At 46.0% G+C, this 23,184-nt stretch carries 14 protein-coding genes; 9 read left to right on the forward strand and 5 right to left on the reverse strand.

Translation table 11 applies throughout. The annotated features are described in order from the left end of the window. Window positions 1–118 precede the first annotated feature (118 nt). The 5 genes from DF182_RS28910 (at window position 119) to DF182_RS28930 (ending at window position 11,149) form a co-directional block, all read left to right on the forward strand. Window positions 119–2,974, forward strand: a complete 2,856-nt coding sequence (locus DF182_RS28910; protein WP_113619231.1) for a TIM-barrel domain-containing protein — start codon at window positions 119–121, stop codon at window positions 2,972–2,974. A 43-nt stretch (window positions 2,975–3,017) separates the two neighbouring features. Then, complete coding sequence (locus tag DF182_RS28915) at window positions 3,018–6,143, forward strand: SusC/RagA family TonB-linked outer membrane protein (protein WP_113619232.1); 3,126 nt, start codon at window positions 3,018–3,020, stop codon at window positions 6,141–6,143. 17 nt (window positions 6,144–6,160) lie between these two features. Continuing rightward, entirely contained in the window at window positions 6,161–7,753 is a 1,593-nt protein-coding gene (locus DF182_RS28920) for a RagB/SusD family nutrient uptake outer membrane protein (protein WP_113619233.1), read from the forward strand. 185 nt (window positions 7,754–7,938) lie between these two features. Further along, complete coding sequence (locus DF182_RS28925; RefSeq protein WP_211327236.1) at window positions 7,939–9,195, forward strand: glycoside hydrolase family 5 protein; 1,257 nt, start codon at window positions 7,939–7,941, stop codon at window positions 9,193–9,195. A gap of 22 nt (window positions 9,196–9,217) precedes the next feature. Then, window positions 9,218–11,149, forward strand: a complete 1,932-nt coding sequence (locus tag DF182_RS28930; protein ID WP_245957586.1) for a sialate O-acetylesterase — start codon at window positions 9,218–9,220, stop codon at window positions 11,147–11,149. 3 nt (window positions 11,150–11,152) lie between these two features. Here the strand turns inward: DF182_RS28930 and DF182_RS28935 are convergent, their stop codons facing one another. Further along, the gene (locus DF182_RS28935; protein WP_113619234.1) at window positions 11,153–15,241 is read right to left on the reverse strand and encodes a hybrid sensor histidine kinase/response regulator transcription factor; all 4,089 of its coding nucleotides are present in this window, start codon (window positions 15,239–15,241) and stop codon (window positions 11,153–11,155) included. 395 nt (window positions 15,242–15,636) lie between these two features. Between DF182_RS28935 and DF182_RS28940 the strand changes: the two genes are divergently transcribed. The 4 genes from DF182_RS28940 (at window position 15,637) to DF182_RS28955 (ending at window position 18,670) form a co-directional block, all read left to right on the forward strand. Further along, window positions 15,637–16,602 (forward strand): hypothetical protein, encoded by a 966-nt coding sequence (locus DF182_RS28940; protein ID WP_147243580.1) that lies wholly within the window; start codon window positions 15,637–15,639, stop codon window positions 16,600–16,602. A gap of 229 nt (window positions 16,603–16,831) precedes the next feature. Then, complete coding sequence (locus tag DF182_RS28945; RefSeq protein WP_262511112.1) at window positions 16,832–16,942, forward strand: helix-turn-helix domain-containing protein; 111 nt, start codon at window positions 16,832–16,834, stop codon at window positions 16,940–16,942. A 382-nt stretch (window positions 16,943–17,324) separates the two neighbouring features. Further along, window positions 17,325–17,570 (forward strand): class I lanthipeptide, encoded by a 246-nt coding sequence (locus DF182_RS28950; RefSeq protein ID WP_113619236.1) that lies wholly within the window; start codon window positions 17,325–17,327, stop codon window positions 17,568–17,570. A 191-nt stretch (window positions 17,571–17,761) separates the two neighbouring features. Continuing rightward, complete coding sequence (locus tag DF182_RS28955) at window positions 17,762–18,670, forward strand: prolyl hydroxylase family protein (protein WP_161964308.1); 909 nt, start codon at window positions 17,762–17,764, stop codon at window positions 18,668–18,670. A gap of 121 nt (window positions 18,671–18,791) precedes the next feature. On the opposite strand, the gene DF182_RS28960 is transcribed toward DF182_RS28955, so the two are convergent. From DF182_RS28960 to DF182_RS28975, 4 genes are all read right to left on the reverse strand, one after another. Then, window positions 18,792–19,040: a hypothetical protein gene (locus DF182_RS28960; RefSeq protein WP_113619238.1), complete on the reverse strand. Its 249-nt coding sequence runs from the start codon at window positions 19,038–19,040 to the stop codon at window positions 18,792–18,794. A 246-nt stretch (window positions 19,041–19,286) separates the two neighbouring features. After that, window positions 19,287–19,820 (reverse strand): hypothetical protein, encoded by a 534-nt coding sequence (locus tag DF182_RS28965; RefSeq protein ID WP_113619239.1) that lies wholly within the window; start codon window positions 19,818–19,820, stop codon window positions 19,287–19,289. Continuing rightward, entirely contained in the window at window positions 19,817–20,482 is a 666-nt protein-coding gene (locus tag DF182_RS28970) for a PDDEXK-like family protein (RefSeq protein WP_113619240.1), read from the reverse strand. The genes DF182_RS28965 and DF182_RS28970 overlap by 4 nt, the downstream gene beginning before the upstream one ends. A 135-nt stretch (window positions 20,483–20,617) precedes the next feature. After that, on the reverse strand, window positions 20,618–22,996 hold the full coding sequence (locus DF182_RS28975; RefSeq protein ID WP_113619241.1) for an ABC transporter permease: 2,379 nt from the start codon (window positions 22,994–22,996) through the stop codon (window positions 20,618–20,620). Between the last annotated feature and the right edge of the window lie 188 nt (window positions 22,997–23,184).

The following is a 23,184-nucleotide window of genomic DNA, read 5'->3' on the forward strand; positions in this document are numbered from 1 at the left end:
CCTGGGACTCAGCAGATTGCAACATTTGATACCCCAAATTGTAACATCCGCCATCCCTCACATTCCCAGACATTAACCAACTTTACGGCATTATTCCACGTAAGACTTTCACCACGTTATGAAAAGGACTATAACTGTCGCTTGGCTTTTGCTAATGCTTGTTTACCAGGTTTCTCTGGCAAGCCCGCCGTTTTATTCACAAACCAAAGATGGGGTCATTGTTTATACTGACCCCTCTTTTACTGGCACTACCAACATTGTTCGGTTGTATGTGATCACCGATGATATTATCAGGGTGGTGGCTGCGCCCGGAAAAGAACTGGCTCCTTTACAAAGCCTGATGACAATTCCTGGTAACAAGCCGGTGCCTGAATGGAAGCTGGTTGCTTCCAATGAAGCGGTCACGCTGAAAACCCAAAAGTTGACGGTAGTGGTCCGGGTAAAAACGGGCGCTGTCTCTTTTCTGGATGCCCAAGGCGAAAAAATACTGGCAGAGAAAGCAACCGGAGGACGGACCTTCGGACCTGCTGCATTTGAGGGCCAGTCGTATTATCATCTAACCCAGCAGTTTGAAGGGGCTGGGGATGACGGCTGGTATGGCCTCGGACAGCACCAGGACGGGGTATATAATTACAGAGGACAGCAGGTCACGTTTTTCCAGAACAATACCGAAGTGGTCATTCCATTTCTGGTCTCTAATAAAAACTATGGTATCCTCTGGGATAACTACTCGCTGACAACCGCTGGTGATATAAGGCCACTGCACCCGCTGTCCGCTTTACAGCTTTTTTCCAAAAACGGCGAAGAAGGGTGGCTGACAGCCGCTTATGCCAACAATGCTCATCAGCCGCAGGAGATTATTACTACCCGGCCGGAATCAGCGATTAATATGGAGTTTTTGGGAGATTCAAAAGTCATGCTTCCGCAAGGGTTTACACCGGCCACCGGTATGGCGTCGTGGGAGGGAAGCCTGGGCAGTCATGTTTCGGGGCTGCATCAACTGCGGTTTACCTTCGGTGGCACGCTGAAAGTATGGCTCAATGGAAAGCTGGTACTGGACCACTGGCGCAAGGCATGGAACCCGGCGCCCGCACTGGTGCCGGTCAACTTTGATAAAGGTGTGAAGGTACCTGTCAGAATTGAATGGGCGCCCGAAAGCCCTGAATCCTATCTGTCGCTGAAATGGCAGGCACCATTGAGCAAAGAGGAACAACGTTGTTTTGGCTTTTCTTCGGAAGCAGGTCGTCAGGTAGATTATTATTTCGTGCACGGCGGCAATATGGACGAGGTGATAGCCGGTTACCGCGAACTGACCGGCAAAGCGCCTATTGTTCCTAAATGGGCAATGGGTTTCTGGCAAAGCCGTGAGCGGTACAAAACACAGGAGGAGATTCTCTCCACTGTAGATCAGTTCCGCAAAAAGAACATACCGCTCGACAATATAGTGTTGGACTGGAGCTACTGGAAGGAAACTGCCTGGGGAAGCCAGGAGTTTGACGCCGCCAGGTTTCCGTCACCCGATAGCATGATCGATGTGTTACACCAAAAGTACCACACGCAGATCATGATATCAGTATGGCCTAAGTTCTATAAAGATATCCCAGCCTATCATGAATTTGACAAAAAAGGATGGCTCTATAAAAGAAATGTAGCAGATGAACAACGGGACTGGATTGGTAAAGGTTATGTCTCTACGTTTTACGATGCTTTTAATGAAGATGCCCGCAAAGGCTTCTGGGACCTGATTAATCATAAGCTTTATTCTAAAGGGATCGATGCCTGGTGGATGGATGCCAGCGAGCCGGATATACTGTCCAATGTAAGCCCGGAAAAACGAAAGCAACAGATGACGCCTACTGCGCTGGGCCCGGCGGCAGAATACCTGAATGCCTATCCGCTGCAAAACGCTAAAGGCATTTATGAAGGACAGCGGCAGACTGACCCTGACAAAAGAGTCTTTCTGCTTACACGCTCCGGCTTCGGGGGCTCACAGCGGTACGCGGCGGCTATTTGGAGTGGCGATATTGGCGCCACCTGGCGGGATATGCAAACGCAGATAGCCGCTGGTATCAACTTCTCTCTGTCCGGCCTCCCTTACTGGACCATGGACATCGGCGGATTTGTGGTGCCAGCGAAATTTGAAAAGCCAGACGCGGAAAGTCTGGAAGAATGGCGGGAGCTGAGCATTCGCTGGACACAGTTCGGCGCATTTGTGCCACTGTTCCGCTCACATGGGCAGTTCCCTTACCGCGAAATCTTTAATACCGCTCCGGAGGGTCATCCGGCTTACGAAAGCTTTTTGTATTACGATAAACTCCGGTACCGGCTTTTGCCTTATAGCTATTCACTTGCAGGCGCAGCGTACCATGAAAATTATACCATCATGCGCGGACTGGTCATGGACTTCGCCAAGGACACCACCGTACTGAACATAGGAGACCAGTTTATGTTCGGTCCTTCCTTGCTTGTTAACCCGGTGTATCAGTACAAACAACGTAGCAGAGAAGTATACCTGCCTGCCGGACAGGGCTGGTACGATCTATACACCGGCACCCGGAATGCTGGCGGTAAAAGAATCACTGCCGATGCGCCCTATGGCCGTATGCCACTGTATGTGAAGGAAGGTTCCATCATTCCTTTAGGCCCGGCGCTGCAATACACTTCGGAAAGGCCCGCCGATACGATTACACTGTACGTCTATACTGGTAAGAACGGCAATTTCCGGTTGTATGAAGATGACGGCAGTTCCTACAACTACGAGAAAGGACAGTTTTCCATTATTCCAATTGATTACGATGAAAACACAAAGGTACTAACGATAGGCGAACGCAAGGGAACATACGACGGTATGCTGCAGCAGCGCGTATTCCGGGTTGTCCGGGTAAGTGCTGCCACTCCCAAACCGCTGGACCCGAACGGGAAGGCCGATCAGGAAATACGTTATGAAGGGAAAAAAATGACCATCAGAATATAAGCGCCGGTTTTATCAACTACCAAAATCCAAATGCCCGACTTTTATGAAAGAATCTAAAAAAAATACAGGACAGTTATTGTTATACGCATGGCTGACCGTCATATTATTGATAAGCCACTCCGTTATTGCGCAAACGCATCAGGTAACGGGCCGGATCACTTCCGGGAACACAGCCGCGTCGGTGGTGGGAGCATCGGTTACCGTAAAAGGGACAACCAAAGGCACTGTTACAGACAATGGCGGATTTTTTAAAATTGAAGCTGCTCCCGGCGCCGTGCTGGTGGTTACGTCCGTTGGTTATGTGCCGCAGGAAGTAAAAGTAGCAGGTACCGAGATGAATCTGCAACTGCAGGAATCAGTCACTCAGATTGAAGACTTTGTGGTGATCGGTTACGGTGTACAAAAGAAAAAACTCGTCACCGGCGCCAACTTGCAGGTAAAAGGTGACGATCTTCAAAAACAAAGTACTACTAATGCCTTACAGGCCCTACAGGGACAGGCGCCCGGCGTACAGCTCACCAGCTACTCGGGCCAGCCCGGTTCGGCCATGAACGTGGTTATCCGGGGTAAAGGTACGGTGGGCAACTTCGCACCTTTATACATTGTCGATGGTGTACAGACCAACGACATTACTTACCTCAACCCTGCAGATATTGCCTCTATCGATGTGCTGAAAGATGCCGCTTCCGCTGCCATCTATGGCTCACAGGCGGCCAATGGTGTTATCCTCGTTACTACGCGCACTGGAAAAGCTAATCAGAAAGCGCAGGTAACGCTGGACGTTTTTTATGGCCTCCAGAATGTAGCCCGCAAAGCAAAGCTGCTCAATGCAAAGGAATACGCGGTTATTATGAATGAAGCGGCGGTCAATTCCGGTAAAGCGCCCTATTTCACCAACGATGTGATCAACAACCTGCCGGTAAATACCAACTGGATGGATCAGATGTTCAAAAAGAACGTACCTACCCAGAACTACGTGCTTGGCGTACAGGGGGGCAGTGCCAGCTCCGTATATTCGATGTCGTTAGGTTATACCAGTCAGGGCGGTATTGTGGGTGGTTCCAATATCTCTAACCTGGAACGTTACACTTTTCGTATCAATTCTGAACATAAACTGTATAGAGACGTCATCAAAGCTGGTGAACACCTGACGTTTAATTATCAGAACACCTATGGCATCGGGGTAGGCAACCAATACAACAACTCCCTGCGTGCGGCATTCACTACGAGCCCTTTCCTGCCCATGTATGACAGTGACGGCAATTTCTTCGCCGCGGATAAAACCGGCTGGTACCCAGGAAAACCCGATCGCGCGTGGAACAATGGTGAGTCCAATCCCTATGCGGTGATGTATTATTCTAGTCAGAGCCGCAACAGCAGCCAGGGCCTCTTTGGCGATGTATACCTACAGGCAGAACCTATTAAAGGCCTGAAGTTCCGCACCAGCCTGGGACTGAATTATTACGCCAATCAAAGCCATGGCCTCACGCCGGTATATCATCTTTCTGTCTACGCCTTCAACGACACTTCCAGGGTAACACAATCCATGGGCAGCGGGCAGACCATACAGTTCGACAACTCACTGAGCTATGATTTCACCCTTGGCAACAACCACAGCTTCAGCGTGATGGCGGGTACCTCGGCACTGAAAGCCACTGGCGTCAGCATGACCGGCAATAACCGTGACCTGCGCATTGCTGATTTGTGGCACGCCTATCTTTCCGTGGCGCAGAATGTCACCAGAGGCGCGCCATATATGAGCATGAGCGGCGGCCCTTTTACTAACGCGCTGGCGTCTTACTTCGGAAGGTTGCAGTATAACTACCGCGAGAAATATCTTTTAAACCTTACATTCCGTGCTGATGGTTCTTCCCGCTTCGCACCGGAAAACCGTTGGGGCTATTTCCCTTCAGCATCCGCCGGATGGGTGGTTTCCAAAGAAGGGTTTATGGAGGATATTCACTGGCTGGACTTCTTCAAACTTCGCGCCAGCTGGGGCCAGGTGGGCAACCAGAATGTGGCTGCTTATCAGTACCTGTCACCCATCGCTTTCAATAATGCAGCTTATATCTTCGGACCGGTGGAAGGCGTCAATACACAGGGTGCCTATCCCAGCCGGCTCGCTAATCCCAATGTGAAATGGGAGACATCGGAACAGACCAATATCGGATTTGACGCTTCAATCATGAAAAACCTGAGTGTGACATTCGACTATTATATCAAAAAAACAAAAGACTGGCTGATCAGCGCGCCCATACTGGCTACTGCCGGTGCTGATGCTCCGCTGATCAATGGCGGAGATGTGAGTAATACCGGTGTGGAACTGGGACTTTCCTATCAGAACAGCATTGGCAAATCTTTCAATTATACCATCGGTATCAACGGTGCTTACAATAAAAACAAAATCGGCAACATCCCCACCAATGATCATATCATCCACGGGAATACCAATACCCTCTATGAAAATGCGCTCGAATTCTACAGGGCGGCAAATGGTTTGCCCATTGGCTATTTTTGGGGACTGAAAACAGCCGGTATTTTCCAGACGGAAGCGGAAGTGAATGACTATAAAGACAAGTCTGGCAAACCAATCCAGCCTGATGCCAAACCAGGTGACGTGCGTTTCGTTGATCTCAACGGCGACGGCGTTATCGATGCCAACGACAAAACCATGATTGGCGATCCGAATCCTCACTTCACGTTTGGCTTCAATATAGCACTGGATTACAAAGGATTTGACTTACAGGTACAGGCGTCAGGTGTGGCCGGCAATAAAATCGTACAGTCATGGCGAAACCAGTCCAGTGCACTGGGCAACTATTCCACTGCCATCCTCGACCGCTGGCATGGCCCGGGATCATCCAACACCATGCCGAGAGTAACCGAGGATAACCGTAACTGGACACAGTTTTCCGACCTGTATATTCATGATGGCAGCTTTCTGCGTATCAACACTATCACACTGGGATATGATTTCTCCAGACTGGTATCCCGCAATTACCTGGGCAAACTGCGTGTATACGCTTCCGTACTGAACGCTTTTACCTTTACAAAATACAATGGCATGGACCCTGAAATTGGCTATAATGAAGGCTTCTCCACCGGTGTGGACATTGGTTATTATCCAAGGCCCAGAACAGTCATGATAGGTGCTAATCTCCGCTTTTAACCAAAATCAATCAGAAGATGAAAAAGCTACGTATATATACATTGCTCTTTGCACTGGTGTTAATGGCAGCCTGCAGCAAAAGTTTCCTCGATACGGAGGACGTTACTACGGCAACAGAGCAGAATTTCTATAAAACGCCTAATGATGCTTTTAAAGCACTGGTAGGCGTATATGATGGACTGCAAACCGTGTGGAACGGCGGCGTTTCGCTGCCTATAGCATCGGAAATATTATCTGACAATGCTTTTGGTGGTACCGGTAACTCAGATGGCTTCGGTTATCAGATGATCGACGAGTTTGACAAACTCCGTTCTCCTTCCGATCAGAGCCTGTTCGGCGACAACTGGAGTGCCTACTACAAAGCCATTTACCGGGTCAATATGCTGTTGACGCATCTGGATCAGGTGGACTGGAAAGGTAATGAGAAATTGCGCCCCACATATGAATCCGAAGCGAGGTTTATACGCGCCTACCTTTATTTTGATATGGTGAGATTATGGGGTAATATTCCGCTGCTCGCCAAACCTACCACCGACAATATTGCACAGGCCAGCCCTGATAGTGTATATAAACTCATTGCGGATGACCTGGTGTTTGCTGCCAATAATCTTCCTGCCGTGAATTATCCAAGCCAGCCTGCAGCCACCCATGGCAGGGTGACCAAATGGGCAGTGGAATCCCTGATTGGCCGTGTGTATCTCTATTATACCGGTTATTATGGAAAGACGGATCTTGTAGGCACCGTATCCAAACAACAGGCACTGGCTTATGTTGAAGATGTGATCTCCAACAGTGGGTTTGGGCTGGTAGAAAAATTTGCGAATCTGTGGCCGGCGGCATCGCTCAATGATTATGTGGGAGAAGATAACAAGGAAACCGTATTTGCCATTAAATATACTTACACTAGTGATTATAGCGGGAATGCGGACGGCAACTACTGGCTGGTGATGAATGGCCTTCGCGGTCAGAGTGTTTTCCCCTATGGAATGGGATGGGGTGGTAGTCCTGTTAATGCACGACTTTGGAATGCCTATGCGGCCAACGATACCAGAAGAAAAGCGACCATCATATCTATTGCCGATGAAGGACTGGCTTTTACGAACAGTAAAGACCAGCGGGAGTATACCGGTTATTATATGAAAAAGTACACCCCGCTGGTAGATGAAGCTGGCAACAGCCTCGCGGTGAAAATGGGTGGAACCAACTTTATGATCGGGCAGTATCAGGACTATGTGTCCATCCGTTATGCAGATGTATTGCTGATGGCGGCCGAACTGGGCTCTCCTAATGCGCAGCTATATTTCGACAATGTACGTAAACGCGCTTTCGGTGATAGCTTTGTGCAATTGCCCGTCAATCAGGCCAATATTATCAATGAAAGAAAACTGGAATTTGCCGGAGAAGGTATCCGTTACTGGGATTTGCTTCGTCAGGGCATCACCACAGCAGCTGCGGCCATCGCAGAAACAACTGTTGTAAAAAATGGCGATGTGAACACAACCAAGACCATACAAGCTGGTAAAATCATTGAAACAAAAGGCCTGTCACAAATTCCTTATTCCCAGGTGACCCTGTCAAACGGTGTGTTGAAACAAAATGCAGGCTGGTGATCATCTCACAAATCCGATTGATTTCATTAACTGAAAAATCCATGCAGCTGGGTGTACTGAGAACATCGTGTGATGGCCCGGCTTTGCTGGTATATAACTATGTTGTCAAACAATAAAATTTTACTTCTGTCAGCTGTGGGTGTTCTGAGACAACTGAATTTCATTCACCTTTAAAAGTTGATATCATGCTACGTTTGAAATCCTATCTTTTGGCAGCGGTTATGGTTATGATCGCTGCCGCTGTTTCCTGTAAAAAGAATAACGGGGAGGTAACTACCAGCAGTGCTTCACAACAGCAGACTGCGGTAGAGCAGCTTAGCGCCAGCCCGTTGTACCCGGGCTACAACACATCGCCGCAGCCGCCCGACGCCAGTGGGATGAGCAGCACTGCGCAACAACTGGCAGCGAAGATCAGAATAGGCTGGAACATTGGTAACACGTTGGACGCCATCGGTGGAGAAACGGCATGGGGCAACCCAAAAGTCACCAACGATCTTGTCAGGATGGTTAAACAGGCCGGCTTTAATGCCATCCGCATACCCTGTTCCTGGAACCAGTATTCAGATGCAAAAACGGCTAAAATACAGGATGCCTGGTTAAACCGCGTAAAAGAAGTGGTGCAGTATTGCGTCAGCAACGACATGTACGTCATTCTTAACGTCCATTGGGATGGCGGGTGGCTGGAAAACAACTGTACCCCCGAAAAGAAGGATTCTGTCAACGCTAAACAAAAAGCCTTCTGGGAACAAATTGCCACCTCACTGCGGGGTTTTGATGAACATTTGCTGTTTGCCAGCGCTAATGAACCCAACGTGGGCGATGCCACTCAGATGAACGTGTTGCTGTCTTATCATCAGACATTTGTGGATGCGGTGCGTTCCACCGGAGGCAGAAACGCTTACCGGACGCTGGTGGTTCAGGGGCCATCCACAGACATTGACAAGACCGTGCAATTGATGACCAAACTGCCGGCGGACAGGGTGCCCAATAAAATGATGGTGGAAGTGCATGCCTATACGCCTTACCAGTTTGCGCTGATGACGAAAGATGAAACCTGGGGCAAACAGTTTTTTTATTGGGGCATGGGATATCACTCCACTACAGACCCCGACCATAATGCCACCTGGGGAGAAGAAGCAGAAATTGACCGGCTGTACAAATTCTTGAAGAGCGCCTTCGTAGACAAAGGTTTCCCGGTGGTACTGGGTGAATTTGGCGCTATCCGGCGCACTGCGCTGACGGGAGATAATTTAAGGTTGCATCTGGCATCAAGGGCCTATCACCTGAAGTATGTGGTGAAACAATGTAAAACCAATGGTGTGTTGCCTTTTTACTGGGATGAAGGTGCGTTGGGTAATAATAGTTTTGGTATTTTCGATAGGCGCAGTAATACCGTATTTGACAGACAGGCGTTGGATTCCCTGCTGCGGGGATTGAACTAAACACAGTCACTACCAGATTTTTATGATGAAGAAAATATTTTTTGGATTGACACTAAGTTGTCTCTTTTGTTCCTGCCTCTTTGCACAGATAAGGATACCTATGGTATTTGGCGACAGTATGGTGTTACAGCGTGAGCAGCCCATCCCCGTGTGGGGATGGGCCTCACCCGGGACGCAGATAAGGGGTACGCTGGGAACAGCCCATGCGAAAGCCGTGACTGGCAAAGATGGGAAATGGATGCTCCATTTTCCGGCCTTTAAAGCCGGCGGACCTTATACGCTGAAAGTGTCCGGGGCGGATGACGATGTTGAATTCAAAAATGTGCTGATCGGCGATGTCTGGCTGGCTTCCGGCCAATCCAATATGGAGTGGCAGGTGAAGGACGCGAAGGATGCCGCGAAAGAAATAGCTGCATCCAATTGGCCTCAGATACGTTTTCTGGTGGTAGAACATAACAAAAGCCTTACACCGCAGCAGGACATCGGAGGCGGGAGGTGGAGAGCCTGTGATACGGCCAATACTGGCGGGTTTTCTGCGGTGGCGTATTATTTTGCGCGCCGGATTCATCAGGAACAAAATGTTCCGATAGGCGTTATCCAGAGCACATGGGGTGGCACCCCTGTAGAAGCCTGGACCGGCAGGGAAGGGCTGCTGGCGTCGCCGGTTACAAAGCAGCGAATATTAGCCAACGATACCCTTACGAAGGCCGATTTTATACGGGATAGCGTTGATCTGGTGCGTTTCTGGGATATTGTATATCATCCGCAAAACAACGCGGACCATGATATACCAGCCGAAACATTCAACGACGCTTCGTGGCCACAGATTGAAATGCCAGCTCTGGTCAGGGATTTCGGCGGGCCATATGAAGGAATCGTGTGGATGCGCAAAAAAATCACACTGCCAGTCTCATTTAAAGGAAAAGTGCTGACAGTGGAGCTAGGGCATCCTGAAATGAACTATTCCCTTTATGTCAACGGAGATGAAATCTGTAAAACGGTATGGAATGCCAGTCTGTTCCATCATTATACCATTCCTACAGAAATGCTGAAGACAGGTGAGAATGTCATTGCACTTCGGATAGCCATGCTCTGGGGCGGCGGCGGACTAAACCCGCCTGCGGACAGTATTTATGTAAGCGATGGAGCTACCCGGATTTCACTGGCAGGGCCATGGCGGTACAAGAAAGACCTTGAACCACCGGTGCCGGCAATACGGAATTATCACTGCTATCCTGCTATGCTGTTCAATGCGATGATCCATCCGCTTGTTCCCTATGCGATCAAAGGAGTGATCTGGTATCAGGGAGAGGCCAATGAAAATGCCGGTTTCGATTACCGGCAGTTGTTTCCTAGTCTGATCAAAGATTGGCGGCAACGCTGGAAACAGGGTGATTTCCCGTTCCTGTATGTACAGCTGGCTAACTATAAGAAAATCAAACCGGCGCCTTCGGAGAGTGAATGGGCTGAGGTGAGGGAGGCTCAGGCCATGACACAGTCACTCCCCAATACAGGTATGGCCTGTATTATCGATATCGGGGAAGCAGACAATATTCACCCGGCCAATAAACAGGAGGTAGGCCACCGGCTGGCGCTGGTGGCGGGTAAGCAGGTGTATCATCAGAAGGGCATTGTATCAGGTCCTTCTTTTGTCGGTTTTAAGGTAGTAAATCATCGTGTCCGTATTCGTTTTGCAGGTACGGGGACGGGTCTTTCCACCAGAGATGGTAAAGCAGTGACCGGGTTTGCGATTGCCGGCGCTGATAAACGTTTTTATTGGGCCAGTGCTGTCATTGAAGGAAACGAGGTGGTTGTTTATTCGGACCTGGTGGCAACGCCAACGGCTGTACGTTATGCCTGGGCGGATAATCCGGTTTGCAACCTGATCAACTCAGCTGGCCTTCCGGCTGTTCCGTTCAGAACGGACAGCTGGAAGGGGATAACGCAGCCATAACATTTAACTGTCTGTTTCTTTTTTACGCATGGCATATTGTGACGGGAGCACTTTAAATTCTTCTTTAAAGAACTTCGAGAACTGTTTGGGATTATTGAATCCCACCTTATAGGCAATCTCCGCGATGGTCATACCGCTTTTCTCCAGCAGCTGCGCAGCGCGTTTCAGCCGGATGGAGCGGATGAATTCCAGCGGAGATTTGCCGGTAAGCGCCAGCACTTTCCGGTAAAGCGTTACCCGGTTCATGTGCATCGCTGTACTGAAGTCTTCCACAGAAAAATCAGTATTGTCCATTTGTTTTTCAATCACGTCAAGCGCATTTTGCAAGAATGTTTCATCTACCGAGGTAACCGTTATTTCTGCTGGATTCACTTCAATCTGTTTCTGGAATCTTTTCTGCAACAACTTCTGCTGGGCCAGTAGGTTTTTAATTCTCGAATCCAGTATTTCAAAAGTAAAAGGCTTGGTGATATAATCATTGGCGCCGGCAGCAAATGCCTGTAGCTGCCGGCCTTCATCGCCCACAGCGGTGAGCAGGACTACGGGGATATGCGCGGTACCTGTTTCTGTCCTGATATTTTTAACCAGATCGATACCGTCCGACAGTGGCATCATGATATCACTCACCACCAGGTCGGGGTTGCACTGCTTCACTTTTTCCCAGCCTTCTTTGCCATTGGTCGCTTCTTCAACATGATACCTGCCTCTCAGGTTGTCTTTCAGGTAGAAGCGCAGGTCTTCATTATCTTCCACCAAAAGGATGGTTTTCGTTTTGCCATTTTTCCGCGTTTCTTCAGACAGCATTTGAGTGGCGTCTTCTTCTGTTACCAACGGCGTGGTACTGCGTATGGAAGGGTCGTATATCTTTTTGGCCGGGATTCTTACGGTAAAGCAGGTACCATTGCCCGGAGCACTTTTTACGGCGATAACCCCATGATGAAGTTTTACGAACTCCTTAGTAATTGCCAGTCCTATGCCGGTGCCCTGATTAGCCATATCTGATGGCACATCTGTCTGAAAGAAACGTTCAAAGATTTTCTGTTGCTGGTTGTCGGGAATGCCGATGCCGGTATCCTGTATTTCTATAACAAGCGTTGCATCATCTTCATCCCCGGAAGGTTGTTCACAGGAGAGCCGCAGCGTAACGGCGCCATTGTCAGGCGTGTATTTGAAAGCGTTAGACAGTAGGTTGAATAAGATCTTTTCAATCTTGTCCTTATCAAAATATATTTCAAGACTGTCAATGGTAGAAGAGAAGTTAAAGCTGATCTTCTTTTTCTCCGCGATGTCCGTAAAGGAGTGGCTGATATCCCGAATGAACTGTACAATATTGCCCATAGCCAGATGCAGCCGGATAGCCTGTACTTCCATTTTTCTGAAATCAAGCAGTTGGTTCACCAGGTTCAGTAATCTTTTGGCGTTACGGAGCACCAGCCCTAACTGCTTTTGTTGTACTTCATCGTGGGTGTTTTTGATGATAGTGTCCAGCGGAGAGATGATCAGGCTCAATGGTGTGCGTAATTCATGGCTGACATTAGTGAAGAATTTTGTCTTGACCTGTTCAATCGCATGGACTCTTTCCGCTTCGCGGCGCTGTTGTTCCACTTCATACCGCATGTGTATTCTGTCCAGTGTTATGCGTCGTGCCAGCAGGAGCAGACCGGCTGTTGTCAGCAGGTACATGGCGAATGCGAAGGGAGTCCGCCAGAAAGGTGGCTCCACATGGATTGCCAACGATATAGGCTCGCTCCAGGAACCATCGCTGTTGAGTGCTTTGACTTTAAAGGTGTAATTCCCCGGATCCAGGTTGGTGTAGGTGGCTTTGCGTTGGTCGCCGTCTGCATAGAGCCAGTCGGTATTAAATCCCTCCAGCGTATAGGCGTAGCGGTAATATGCCCTGTGGCCATAGTCCAGCGATGCGAACTCAATGGAGAAAACATTCTCCCGGTATTTCAGGTCGATGCGTTTAAGCTTCGAAAGGGATTGCTCCAATACAATACGGCCGTTGACAGTTTCCCCCGGTTTAATGCTGTTGTTCAGTATTTGAAGGCCGGTGAATATCAGTTTGGAATGGTCATCTGCTTTTTGTGTCTGGCTGGGGTTAATGATATTAAAACCAGATGGGCCGCCGAAGACAAGCTCTCCGGTGCTGGTTTTGAATGCGGCGTTTTCATTGAATTCACGGTTCTGAAGATTGTTGGCCTCGTCGTAACCAGCAACAGACAGTGAGATGCAGTTACCTTTCTGTGTCAGGGTGGCGCTGCATAGTCCACTGGGTGTGGAAAGCCACAGTTTATGCGCATCGTCTTCCAGCATGTTAAGGATGATATTATCCGGAAGGCCATCGGCCATGGTAAACAGCTCAAAGTCACCCGTCTGTTCGTTGAACAGGTTAAGTCCTTCATGCGTGCCTATCCATATCCTGCCTTTACTGTCTTCCAGAAAACAGATGACATTATTACTGCTCAGGCTTTTTTTGCCGGCGGTGTGGCGGTAGGTGGCGGCAAGTTTTTTGTCGGGGGAGAAAACCATCACTCCGTTGGTGGTGCCTGTCCATAAATTGCCTTTACGGTCGTCCATTAGCGCGGAGATGTAATTGGGTGCCTGATTACCGGATTTCTCGCGGTAGAAATGCTGAAAACGGCCTGTAGTGCGGTCAAATAAGTCCAGTCCGGAGCCCCAGGTGCCTATCCACAGGTGCTGGTCTTTATCTTCAAAAACTTCCCATACCTTATCATCAGCCAGGGAAGAAGAGTCCTGGTCGTTATGCTGGTAGTGGGTGAATTTTCTGCCGTCGAAGCTATTAAGTCCTCCGAAGTAGGTGCCTATCCAAAGAATGTTCTGATGATCGATCCATAGGCTAACGATGACATTGTTGCTGATGCTGTTGGGATTGCCCGGGTCATGCTGGTATTGCCGGAAGGTATTGTTTTTTCTGTCGAAGTAAATAAGCCCGCCACCATTGGTGCCTATCCAGAGGTTGCCCTGTTTGTCTTCCACAAAACGGTTCACATCATCATAGGGAAGGCTTCCGGGATCTGACTCCTGGTGATGATAGTGGGGGAACCGCAGGATATTGCTGTTGAGGTAATTCACGCCCTGTTTGTAGGTGCCGGTCCACAGAATACCTCTGTCATCTTTATACAAAGCATTGATGCTGTTCTGGCTCAGGCTCTGAGGATTTCTGGGGTCGTTGAGCAGGTAACTGGTATGGAAATCCTTCTTTTTATCGATGAGTGTGATGCCGCCGTGGTCTGTAGCTATCCATATCATGCCATTGTTGTCTTGCACAATCTGGCTGACGAGGTTGGATTGCAGTCTGGATGGGACGGAGCTTTCGTTGAATAGCCTGACAGAATTGTCTTGCGGATGGAAAAGGCAGACGCCGTAGGCAAAGCTCCAGAGCCATATATCACCGTCACTATCAATGAAAAGGTTGGTGGGGTTATGGCCTTTGGCCTGTTGTTGAAGTGCCGTACTGGTGGAAATAGTTTTACCGGAGGAGATGTCGTATTCCCGTAAGACGCCGTTCTGGTGAAGGGTCCATAATTTACCGGCAGTTGTTTCGCGTACGGCGATGATCTTGTCAGCAGGGTTGATTGCAATTTTTTTTGCCTGTTTGTTGGCATAGAGAAACAGCCCGCCGTTCTCATACAGGAACCAGTATCTCCCGTTACATCCTTTGGTGATGGTATACAAAGTACCGTCCGGAAGACCAAGTGATTTCAGATAGCCGTTATAGTTAGCATTGAAACGTTCTGTATAGGTGTCGTAGATGGAAGGGCCGCCTTTCGTTGCCACCCAGATTTTTTCATCCGGAAGTTCATACAGAGAAAGCACATAATTGTCCGCCAGCGAGGTGCTGTCGTTCTGGCGGTTGCGCAGTATCTTACAGGTATGGCCATCATAGCGGTTAAGCCCCGATACTGTGCCAAACCAAAGATAACCTTCTGTGTCCTTGAGGATAGCTGTCACCTGATTATGCGACAAGCCGTAATAGATGTCTAGTTTGGAAAAGCTGTAGTTGGCTACTTGGGCAAAAACCCGAAAAGGTGCCGCCAGCATTGCCAGGAAAAGGAAAATGCGCATCATAACGTGTTGAACTTATAATTTATTGCAGCATAGGAACGCCATTGGAATATCCCGCCTGCGCCTGAAAAAAAGCAACGAGGCAACAGCTAATTTCCGACTGGGTGGGTCCCTGACGGACAAAAACCGCTAAAGACGCTACACCGGCATCAATATATGCCTGGTCTCGTAAGTTAAAAATAATTGTAATAATGACAAATAATGTTTTCAGAAAAAAGGTTCCTTGGAGGACGCACTACCTGACCACTATTGAGCGGCCGCCATGGAGTATGTAAAGATTTTAAAACAAATGCTAACGGCCATACCGCCTGATGATTATTGACTCAATACTAATAACTATTTTTATTAGTTTCGTTTTTAATATTTATCCTGATTTTTTAAAACATAAAAAAACGTCTATGAAGTACTGTATAATGTTGTTTGTTTATCTCACTGTTTTCAATTGTGTTAATGGCCAAACCAATTTTATTCGCGATACAGGGAATGTTGGGATCGGAACTCTAACACCAAAGGAAAAGTTAGAAATTGTAGCGGATGGAGCATCATATGAACAGCTCACCAATAATTGGGATGTGTTGGGAACTGTTGGAGCCATCAAGTTTAATATGGCCGGAACAGAAATTAGTAGGATTGAAAGTGAAAGAGTAGTACCTACAGGTAGACTGGGTTCATTGAAATTTTTTGTTAGAACAGTAAGCGGCTTTTCTGAAGGTTTGAGAATCGGTAGTAACGGATTAGTAGGTATCGGTGTGACAGACCCGCAAGCAGGGTTACATGTAGCAAATGTTAACTTTTTACCGGATGGTACAAGAGTTGCTGCTATATTGGGTAATTCATGGAATGATTGGACTGCTTTTGGAGGAGCTGCCGGAGGGAAGATTAGAGGAAGCAATGAGGGATATTTAATAGTGGAAACTAACGCCTCAGGCTCAAATAACGTTTTAGGACTTAATCTCAGTTCTCCGGGGAATGTTTTGATAGCTGGTGGTGGAGGGAATGTTGGTATAGGCACTACTTCACCTCAGGCTAAATTAGCAGTCAATGGCGATATTAATGCAAAAAGAATAAAAGTAACGCAGATTGGTTGGCCCGACTATGTTTTTGAGCCAACGTATACTTTGCCAACATTACAACAATTAGAATTATTCCTGAAGGAGAAAAAACATCTTCCTGAAATACCTTCGGCCCAGGAAGTAAAAGTAAATGGTCTTGATTTAGGTGAAAATCAAGCTAAACTATTGCAGAAAATTGAGGAACTAACTTTGTATTTGATTGATCTTAATAAGAAAGTAGAGTCTCAACAGAAATTATTATTAGAACAGCACAAGGAATTGATTGAATTAAAGGGGAGGAAAATTAAATAAAATTGGAATAGGATTTTTGAGACGTAAAGTACTCATTCTTGATAATTACAGAGAACAAAAATTCAGTCAGCATTACGGTTGGCAATAAACGCTCGCCACTATCAAACACAGATTTTACAAGATATTACAAGGATACGTGATGCTCCCAGCAGGATCACTGGAAAATGAGAAGACCTGCGCATTGCGCAGGTCTTCTTTTTGGGCTCTATAATTTACGCTACATAGTGATATGCGCATGAGTGAAATTGCCTATGAGCTTGGATTTACGGACGAAAGTCATCTAAACCGTATTTTTAAAAAATATAATAGAATAAGTCTTCTGATTATCTATACTTATTGATAGTTACAGCGTTCTTCTCTTGATCAGCCGGAGATTTCCGGGATTGTTAACATCGGTGAAAAACTGGTTAACTTCTAACTATATAGCCTATACGGGATGTCGTAATATTACATTCATTGTACGAAGTGTTAACAGCTAAATATTATTTGAACCATGCCAGCGGTATATTAATTCCCAATTGTTAACGGTAACGGATATCCGTAAACAAGCACGCGTTATGCTATAGAACCCTTCACTAATATATAAGGTAGCATTCTTTTTACACATCAGGTATAAGCCTGATGGTTTTCCTATACAATATAATCATCAGTATAACTCACGTTGCCAGTATATATCCTGGCGATCAGGAATTCTTTTTATTTATCATTAAACAACGTAGAAAATGAAAAAGCAAACATTCAAAAAGCTCAGCCTGCGCAAAGTGGAAATTGCGAGTCTAAGTCTTGACGGACAGAAAAACTTGTGGGGTGGTACAGGTACTGGTCCTGCTGGTCCTCCCAGCATAGGTGGCGGTTATACAACAGCCCCTGCTGGTCCAATGCCTCCGGTTGGATCTCCTTGCCTGATCAGCAACGGATCTCCTTGCCAGCTCAGCAACGGTAATGTTGGTCCTTGTTGTCCTATTTGATTCGAAACCTGGAATTGAACCGGATCAGCGGCAAGTAACATTCCTCCTGGGATGTTATTTGCTGCTGATCGTTATGATGATTAAACAGAAAGCAACTACGTATCGTATTTATGAAACCCAAATTCCATACTACAGCGCATCATTATGCTATTAATTTAGTGATTCATTTCCTTGGTTTGCACAATATTAATATGGGGCGCTTAAAAGTACGGAGAGCCCTATACGAAAAAGAAGCGTTCCCGGAAACGTCCATGCAGGACATAGGCATGGAATTGCAGAAATGGGGTATCCAGCATGAGCTGAAAACGGCGCCCTGTAACATTACAGATGCCATGGTTTTTCCGACTATGGCCGTTATCCGGATACACGAGCAGGATGTACTTGCAATAGTAGAAAAGGTAGAAGAACAACAGATACACTTACAATATTTTTTTGCAGATACCATCACCTGTGCTGTGAGTGAGTTAACAGTGTTGCAATACCTGGACATAAAAGAAATTGTTGTTGACAAAGAATTTTGTGAAGCATGCGAACAGGAAGATTTATCTGAGCGGGAAGCGTATACTGATTCAATTTTTGCGGTGGAAGATTTTTTGTCGGAAGAGGAATGTAACTATATGATTGATTATTGTGAACAACATAACTTGTTCAACAGAAGTATGACCGGAGCTGCAGATGGTACCGGCGAGATAACGGGAAACAGAACCAGTTACTCGGCGTTTATTACTACCAGCAGACAGGATCCATTATTTAATGACATCATAGAACGAGCAGCTGACCTGATGGAAGTGGAACCAGCACGCATTGAAGATTTACAGTGTGTTCGTTATGGAGAAGGACAGGAGTTTAAACCACATTTCGATTCTTTCGAAACAGGAGTGAAACGTAAGGCTACTCTTTTGGTTTATCTGAATGATAATTTCGAAGGAGGGGAAACAGTATTTCCGGAAATAGGTTTTAGTGTAAGTCCTAAGAGGGGGATGGCTTTGTCTTTTGTAAATCTTGATGAACAGAACAAGGATCTGATCTATTCCCTTCATGGAGGAGCACCTGTAACAGCGGGCATAAAGTTCGCATGTAATATATGGATCCATTTGTGATATGACAGGATGTATGAGTTAAAATGCTGATCACTAAATAAACAAAAGCCTTCAAATTCTTTGATTTGAAGGCTTTTTGTCAGATTGTATTGTAAGCAACTAAATACTTATCAGGAGATTATCACCCGTGAGGACATGCCACAGTGTGGGTTCCGGTTCCGGTAGCACATGTAGGAGGGCCGGCAGGACCGGTATAACTGGAAGTTGGGCTGGTAGCGGGGCCGGTGGGGCTGCCAGTAGGACTCCCGGTAGGGGCAGTAGGAGCAGTAATTCCGGAGTTGCCTCCCAGAATGAATTGAGCTCCATTAGGACTTAACTGAGCAACCTTGATCATCTTCAGGCTTAATTTTTTTACTGTAGTCTTTTTCATGTTAATAGGTGTTGATACTTTTGGGAAAATAAAGGGTTACATTTTTAAATTAATGCAATACAGAATTTTTCGCATAGCTGGGATATGATTTTCTATAGGTTCATATCTGGTATTATGCTGATACAAATATGCCATGTTTATGATGGAAACATTTGATAGAAATTATCTGATTATGTACAGAATTTAACTGTTTATAATATTACCGCCCCAACAGTATTTATTTCCATTTGGAAAAACGTGACACTATTAACCTTCATTGACTGTAGCAAAATGCTCTTCCAGCGCTTTGCTTATCAACTTGAAATTCTCCATTACGTAGTTGATCATATCGCTGGGACTATATAATGCTTTAATGCCTTCCAATGAAGTTTCCCATCTATTATATGGCTCTCTGAATCTGAGCCACCATCCAATTCCTGTTACCTTACCGTTTATTGAAGCATTGACGGCGGAGAAAACAGTTTCCCTGAAATCGTTTTCAGTTTTCACATAAAAGCATAATCTGTCAGCATCGTTAAAGTCGCGACAACCAAATATTAAATTGCCCGGCCATTTTCTGTTTCCTATCATAAACTCAATTAACCTCCCGGCGTTATTTTCTGGCAGTATCCAATCTTCTCCAGTATATACTTCGCTCACGCTTTTCCTCAGTTCATTATGAAATTTAATTGCAAGGTCTTTGCAAAGTGGGCTGTAAGACTGATGTGCTAAGAAGGTTAATTCAATGTTTTCCTCACTTTTCAGCGCAAATTCTACTATGGCTTCTTGTTCCTGTATCATGCAGTTTTTGTATTAAAGTTGTTGACTAAATAAAGTTTAAAGTCGTTTAAAAAATGTTTTACATTTTGAGGCTTACATTTTTCCAGACATCTTTCGATCCATGCAACCAAACCTTTATCGAAGGATATTTGTATAAATTGGCTTTTTTCTATCAGTTCATTCAGCTCGTTTTTAGGAATACTTTCTTCTGACGGACCACCATCGCGGGAAGCTAAATAAACAATGGTGAAATTTTCCCTGTATTCTCTGTACAAGTGATCCCGATAATCAGATAACTGTTTGTATTGATCTGCTGCCCAGGGTTTATTTTCGATCATGATAGCCTGATTGTTAAATTCAATCAGAATGTCCATTCTCCTTTGGGTTTGATTGATTAGCCTGGTAGAGGCTTCTCTTCTGACATTCCGGAGTTTTCCCGGATCAATATTTTCGAGGTTGATAAGTTTAAGAAATTCCAGCAGAAATACATTTCCCTGTCCATGTTTACCCTGAGGGGTTAATAAATCTGCAATGATATCTGAAAGCTTATTTTCATCCGCATTGATATAATCAAACACGCTAAATCTCGGCGCTTCCAGCAATTCGATTTCTTTATTGGCATTACGGATAGAACTGATTTTGTCACTTATACCCGAAAAGTAGGTTTCTATCTTTTCTTTCATACAATTACCGGTTTAGTAGCAGGTGGAGCAAGTTATGAAATGTTGACATATTGAAGTGATTATTATATAAACCGGTAGGGCACAGGGTTCCGTCTGGCAGTTTTCGTTCAGCCATTTCCGTCAGTCGGCGCTGTATTACTCGGATTTTAAACTCTTTACCGGATTCATCCGGGTGGCCCTGATAGTTTGATAACTAACAGTGAGGAAGGCGACGAACAAAGTGCCACCTGCGGCAACCGGAAAGATCCACCAGGCAATAGTAGTATGATACTGGTAATGCTGCAGCCAGGTGATCATCGCATAATATGCTACCGGAAAGGCAATTACAAAGGAGACGATAATCAGTATTATAAAGTCAGTGGATAGTAGTACCCATAGGCTGAACAATGAAGCCCCCAGCACCTTCCGTAAGCCAATTTCTTTCGTTCGTTGTTCTGCCATGTAAGAGGTAATGCCCAGCAATCCGATACAGCTGATAAATATAGCCAGTAGGGAAAATATGCCTGCGAGTTTGCCGAAACGTTGTTCATCTCCAAATTTTCTCGCATATTCCTGATCAACAAATTGATAATCGAAAGGAGCGTTGGGATTATTCTTTTTAAAAACAGCTTCTATTTTTTCTAGGGCTTCACGGGGGCTTAGTGCAGGATTTATTTTCACCACCATTTGGGTGCCCGCGTCTTTGCTCAAATGAAAAACGGAAGGCCGTACAGCCTCATAGGGTGATTCTGAAATGACATCCTTTATGATGCCTATAATTGTATAGGGGCTGCCATCCCATGTAATTGTTTTACCCACCGGGTCCTTCAGTCCCATGAATTTTGCTGCTGCTTCGTTGATCACAAAAGCTGCGGAGTCGGTTGCAAATGACCTGGAAAAATCCCTCCCTGCCACAAATTGCCAACCTATGGTATTCCCGTAATCATAGGAAACGCCATTATTTGGAAAATCAAGTGCAAGACCAGGATCCTTTCCTTCCCAATTAAAACCGCTATTGGTAGACCATACTGATGTAACAGGGCTCCATGATTCAGCCATATCCGATATAGCCCCTGTTTCCAGGAGTTCATTCCTTACCAGATTAAAGTGGTCATGGATATGTTGTGAATACATCGGCACCATTATCAGGCCATTCCTATCGTACCCGATAGGCCGGTTTTGAGCAAATTGTATTTGACGAAATACAACCGTAGTGACGATGATCAGGGTAACTGAAACGGTAAACTGTACTATCACCAGTATTTTGCGGGGAATAGTTGCCGATTTGCCTGCCCGGAAGGCACCCTTTAATACGCTGACAGGACGGAATGAAGATAAATAGAAGGCTGGATAGCTACCTGCTATCAGCCCTGTGATAATGCAAAAGCCTATGCATGCCACCCAGAATAAAGGAGTGGTCCATAATAAAACCAATCTCTTATCGGAGAGCTGATTAAAGTAAGGAAGGATCAACTGAAACAGCAGCAGAGAAATCAGCAGGGCGATCATTACCATAAGAAATGATTCGCTGAAGAATTGATAAATCAGCTGGCTCCGGCGTGAACCGATTGCCTTTCGTATGCCTACCTCTTTGGCCCGTTTTTCGGACCTGGCAGTGCTCAGGTTCATAAAATTGATACAAGCCAGCAACAATACAAATATGCCACTGATACCCAGTAGCCAAATGTATCTGATCAGCCCTCCGGTATTCACCCCGTTTTTGAATTCTGAATACAGATGCCAACGGGACATGGGGTATAGAAATAACTGGGGATGCAGGGTGAGCTCATCTTCCCGGACGTTTTTTAGCTTAACATCTTTAATTTTCCCGGAGATTTTTTCCATGTTTGCATTGTCTGCGATCTGCACAAATACCCGGTATGAGTTCGCTCTCCAGGGGTTATCGTAATTATATAATCCCTCGTTTCGGGCGTATTGCTCCCACGGCATCATAAAATCAATACCGGCAAAAGTCGAATTATAGGGCATATCCCTATATACACCTGCTACCACTACTGCCTGTTTATTGTCGATCTGCAATGTTTTGTTGATGGGATTTTCATTTCCAAAACAGGAGTGCGCAAGGGATTCGGAAAGCAGGATGGTATTAGGATCTGCTAAGTTATCATGTCCATGCGACATTTTCAGGGATAACATTTTTGTAAAATCTGGTTCGCAATAAACACCAGCTCTGCTTAATACTTTATTTCCGGGGGATAACAGGTGTGTCTGATTCCAGGTACACATGGCGACACGTTGGAAATCGCTTCCATAATCTTTACGTAGCGCAGCTCCCAACGGAAATGGCTGATTATTTCCTGTGCCGATACTGCCATTGTTCGATACATTCTGCCATACCTGGGCAATGTGCTCATAGTTATCAAATTGCTTATCAAACGACCATTCATCAATTATCCAATGACCGATCAGCAGGAACATGGTTATTCCGGAAGCCAGGCCAATGATGTTGATGGTTGAATACATTTTGTTTTTGCGCAAATTGCGCCATGCGACTTTGACATAGCTTTTTAACATAACTACTGTTTGTTCTAACCGTAACGTATCAACGGTGAGGTGTTCATGAACCCAGAATGACATGCCGGCCGCCCCAAAAAAAACGCCGGATTATAAAATGTTAGTATACAATAGTTTAAAATTGGCTGATTACATTGTATTGTTCACTTTTGGACACCAGGTTGTCCATTATTGAATTTTCTGTTAAC

Origin of the sequence: Chitinophaga flava, from assembly GCF_003308995.1 — a bacterium.
In the GTDB taxonomy this organism is placed as follows: Bacteria; Bacteroidota; Bacteroidia; order Chitinophagales; family Chitinophagaceae; genus Chitinophaga; species Chitinophaga flava.

What these genes read in the sequence shown, in the direction of transcription:
- DF182_RS28945 (WP_262511112.1), top strand. Translation starts at nt 16,832, where the DNA reads ATGCGCATGAGTGAAATTGCCTATGAGCTTGGATTTACGGACGAAAGT.
- DF182_RS28975 (WP_113619241.1), bottom strand. Translation starts at nt 22,996, where the DNA reads ATGTTAAAAAGCTATGTCAAAGTCGCATGGCGCAATTTGCGCAAAAAC.
- DF182_RS28940 (WP_147243580.1), top strand. Translation starts at nt 15,637, where the DNA reads ATGAAGTACTGTATAATGTTGTTTGTTTATCTCACTGTTTTCAATTGT.
- DF182_RS28925 (WP_211327236.1), top strand. Translation starts at nt 7,939, where the DNA reads ATGCTACGTTTGAAATCCTATCTTTTGGCAGCGGTTATGGTTATGATC.
- DF182_RS28920 (WP_113619233.1), top strand. Translation starts at nt 6,161, where the DNA reads ATGAAAAAGCTACGTATATATACATTGCTCTTTGCACTGGTGTTAATG.
- DF182_RS28960 (WP_113619238.1), bottom strand. Translation starts at nt 19,040, where the DNA reads ATGAAAAAGACTACAGTAAAAAAATTAAGCCTGAAGATGATCAAGGTT.
- DF182_RS28915 (WP_113619232.1), top strand. Translation starts at nt 3,018, where the DNA reads ATGAAAGAATCTAAAAAAAATACAGGACAGTTATTGTTATACGCATGG.
- DF182_RS28935 (WP_113619234.1), bottom strand. Translation starts at nt 15,241, where the DNA reads ATGATGCGCATTTTCCTTTTCCTGGCAATGCTGGCGGCACCTTTTCGG.
- DF182_RS28955 (WP_161964308.1), top strand. Translation starts at nt 17,762, where the DNA reads ATGGGGCGCTTAAAAGTACGGAGAGCCCTATACGAAAAAGAAGCGTTC.
- DF182_RS28950 (WP_113619236.1), top strand. Translation starts at nt 17,325, where the DNA reads ATGAAAAAGCAAACATTCAAAAAGCTCAGCCTGCGCAAAGTGGAAATT.
- DF182_RS28930 (WP_245957586.1), top strand. Translation starts at nt 9,218, where the DNA reads ATGATGAAGAAAATATTTTTTGGATTGACACTAAGTTGTCTCTTTTGT.
- DF182_RS28965 (WP_113619239.1), bottom strand. Translation starts at nt 19,820, where the DNA reads ATGATACAGGAACAAGAAGCCATAGTAGAATTTGCGCTGAAAAGTGAG.
- DF182_RS28970 (WP_113619240.1), bottom strand. Translation starts at nt 20,482, where the DNA reads ATGAAAGAAAAGATAGAAACCTACTTTTCGGGTATAAGTGACAAAATC.
- DF182_RS28910 (WP_113619231.1), top strand. Translation starts at nt 119, where the DNA reads ATGAAAAGGACTATAACTGTCGCTTGGCTTTTGCTAATGCTTGTTTAC.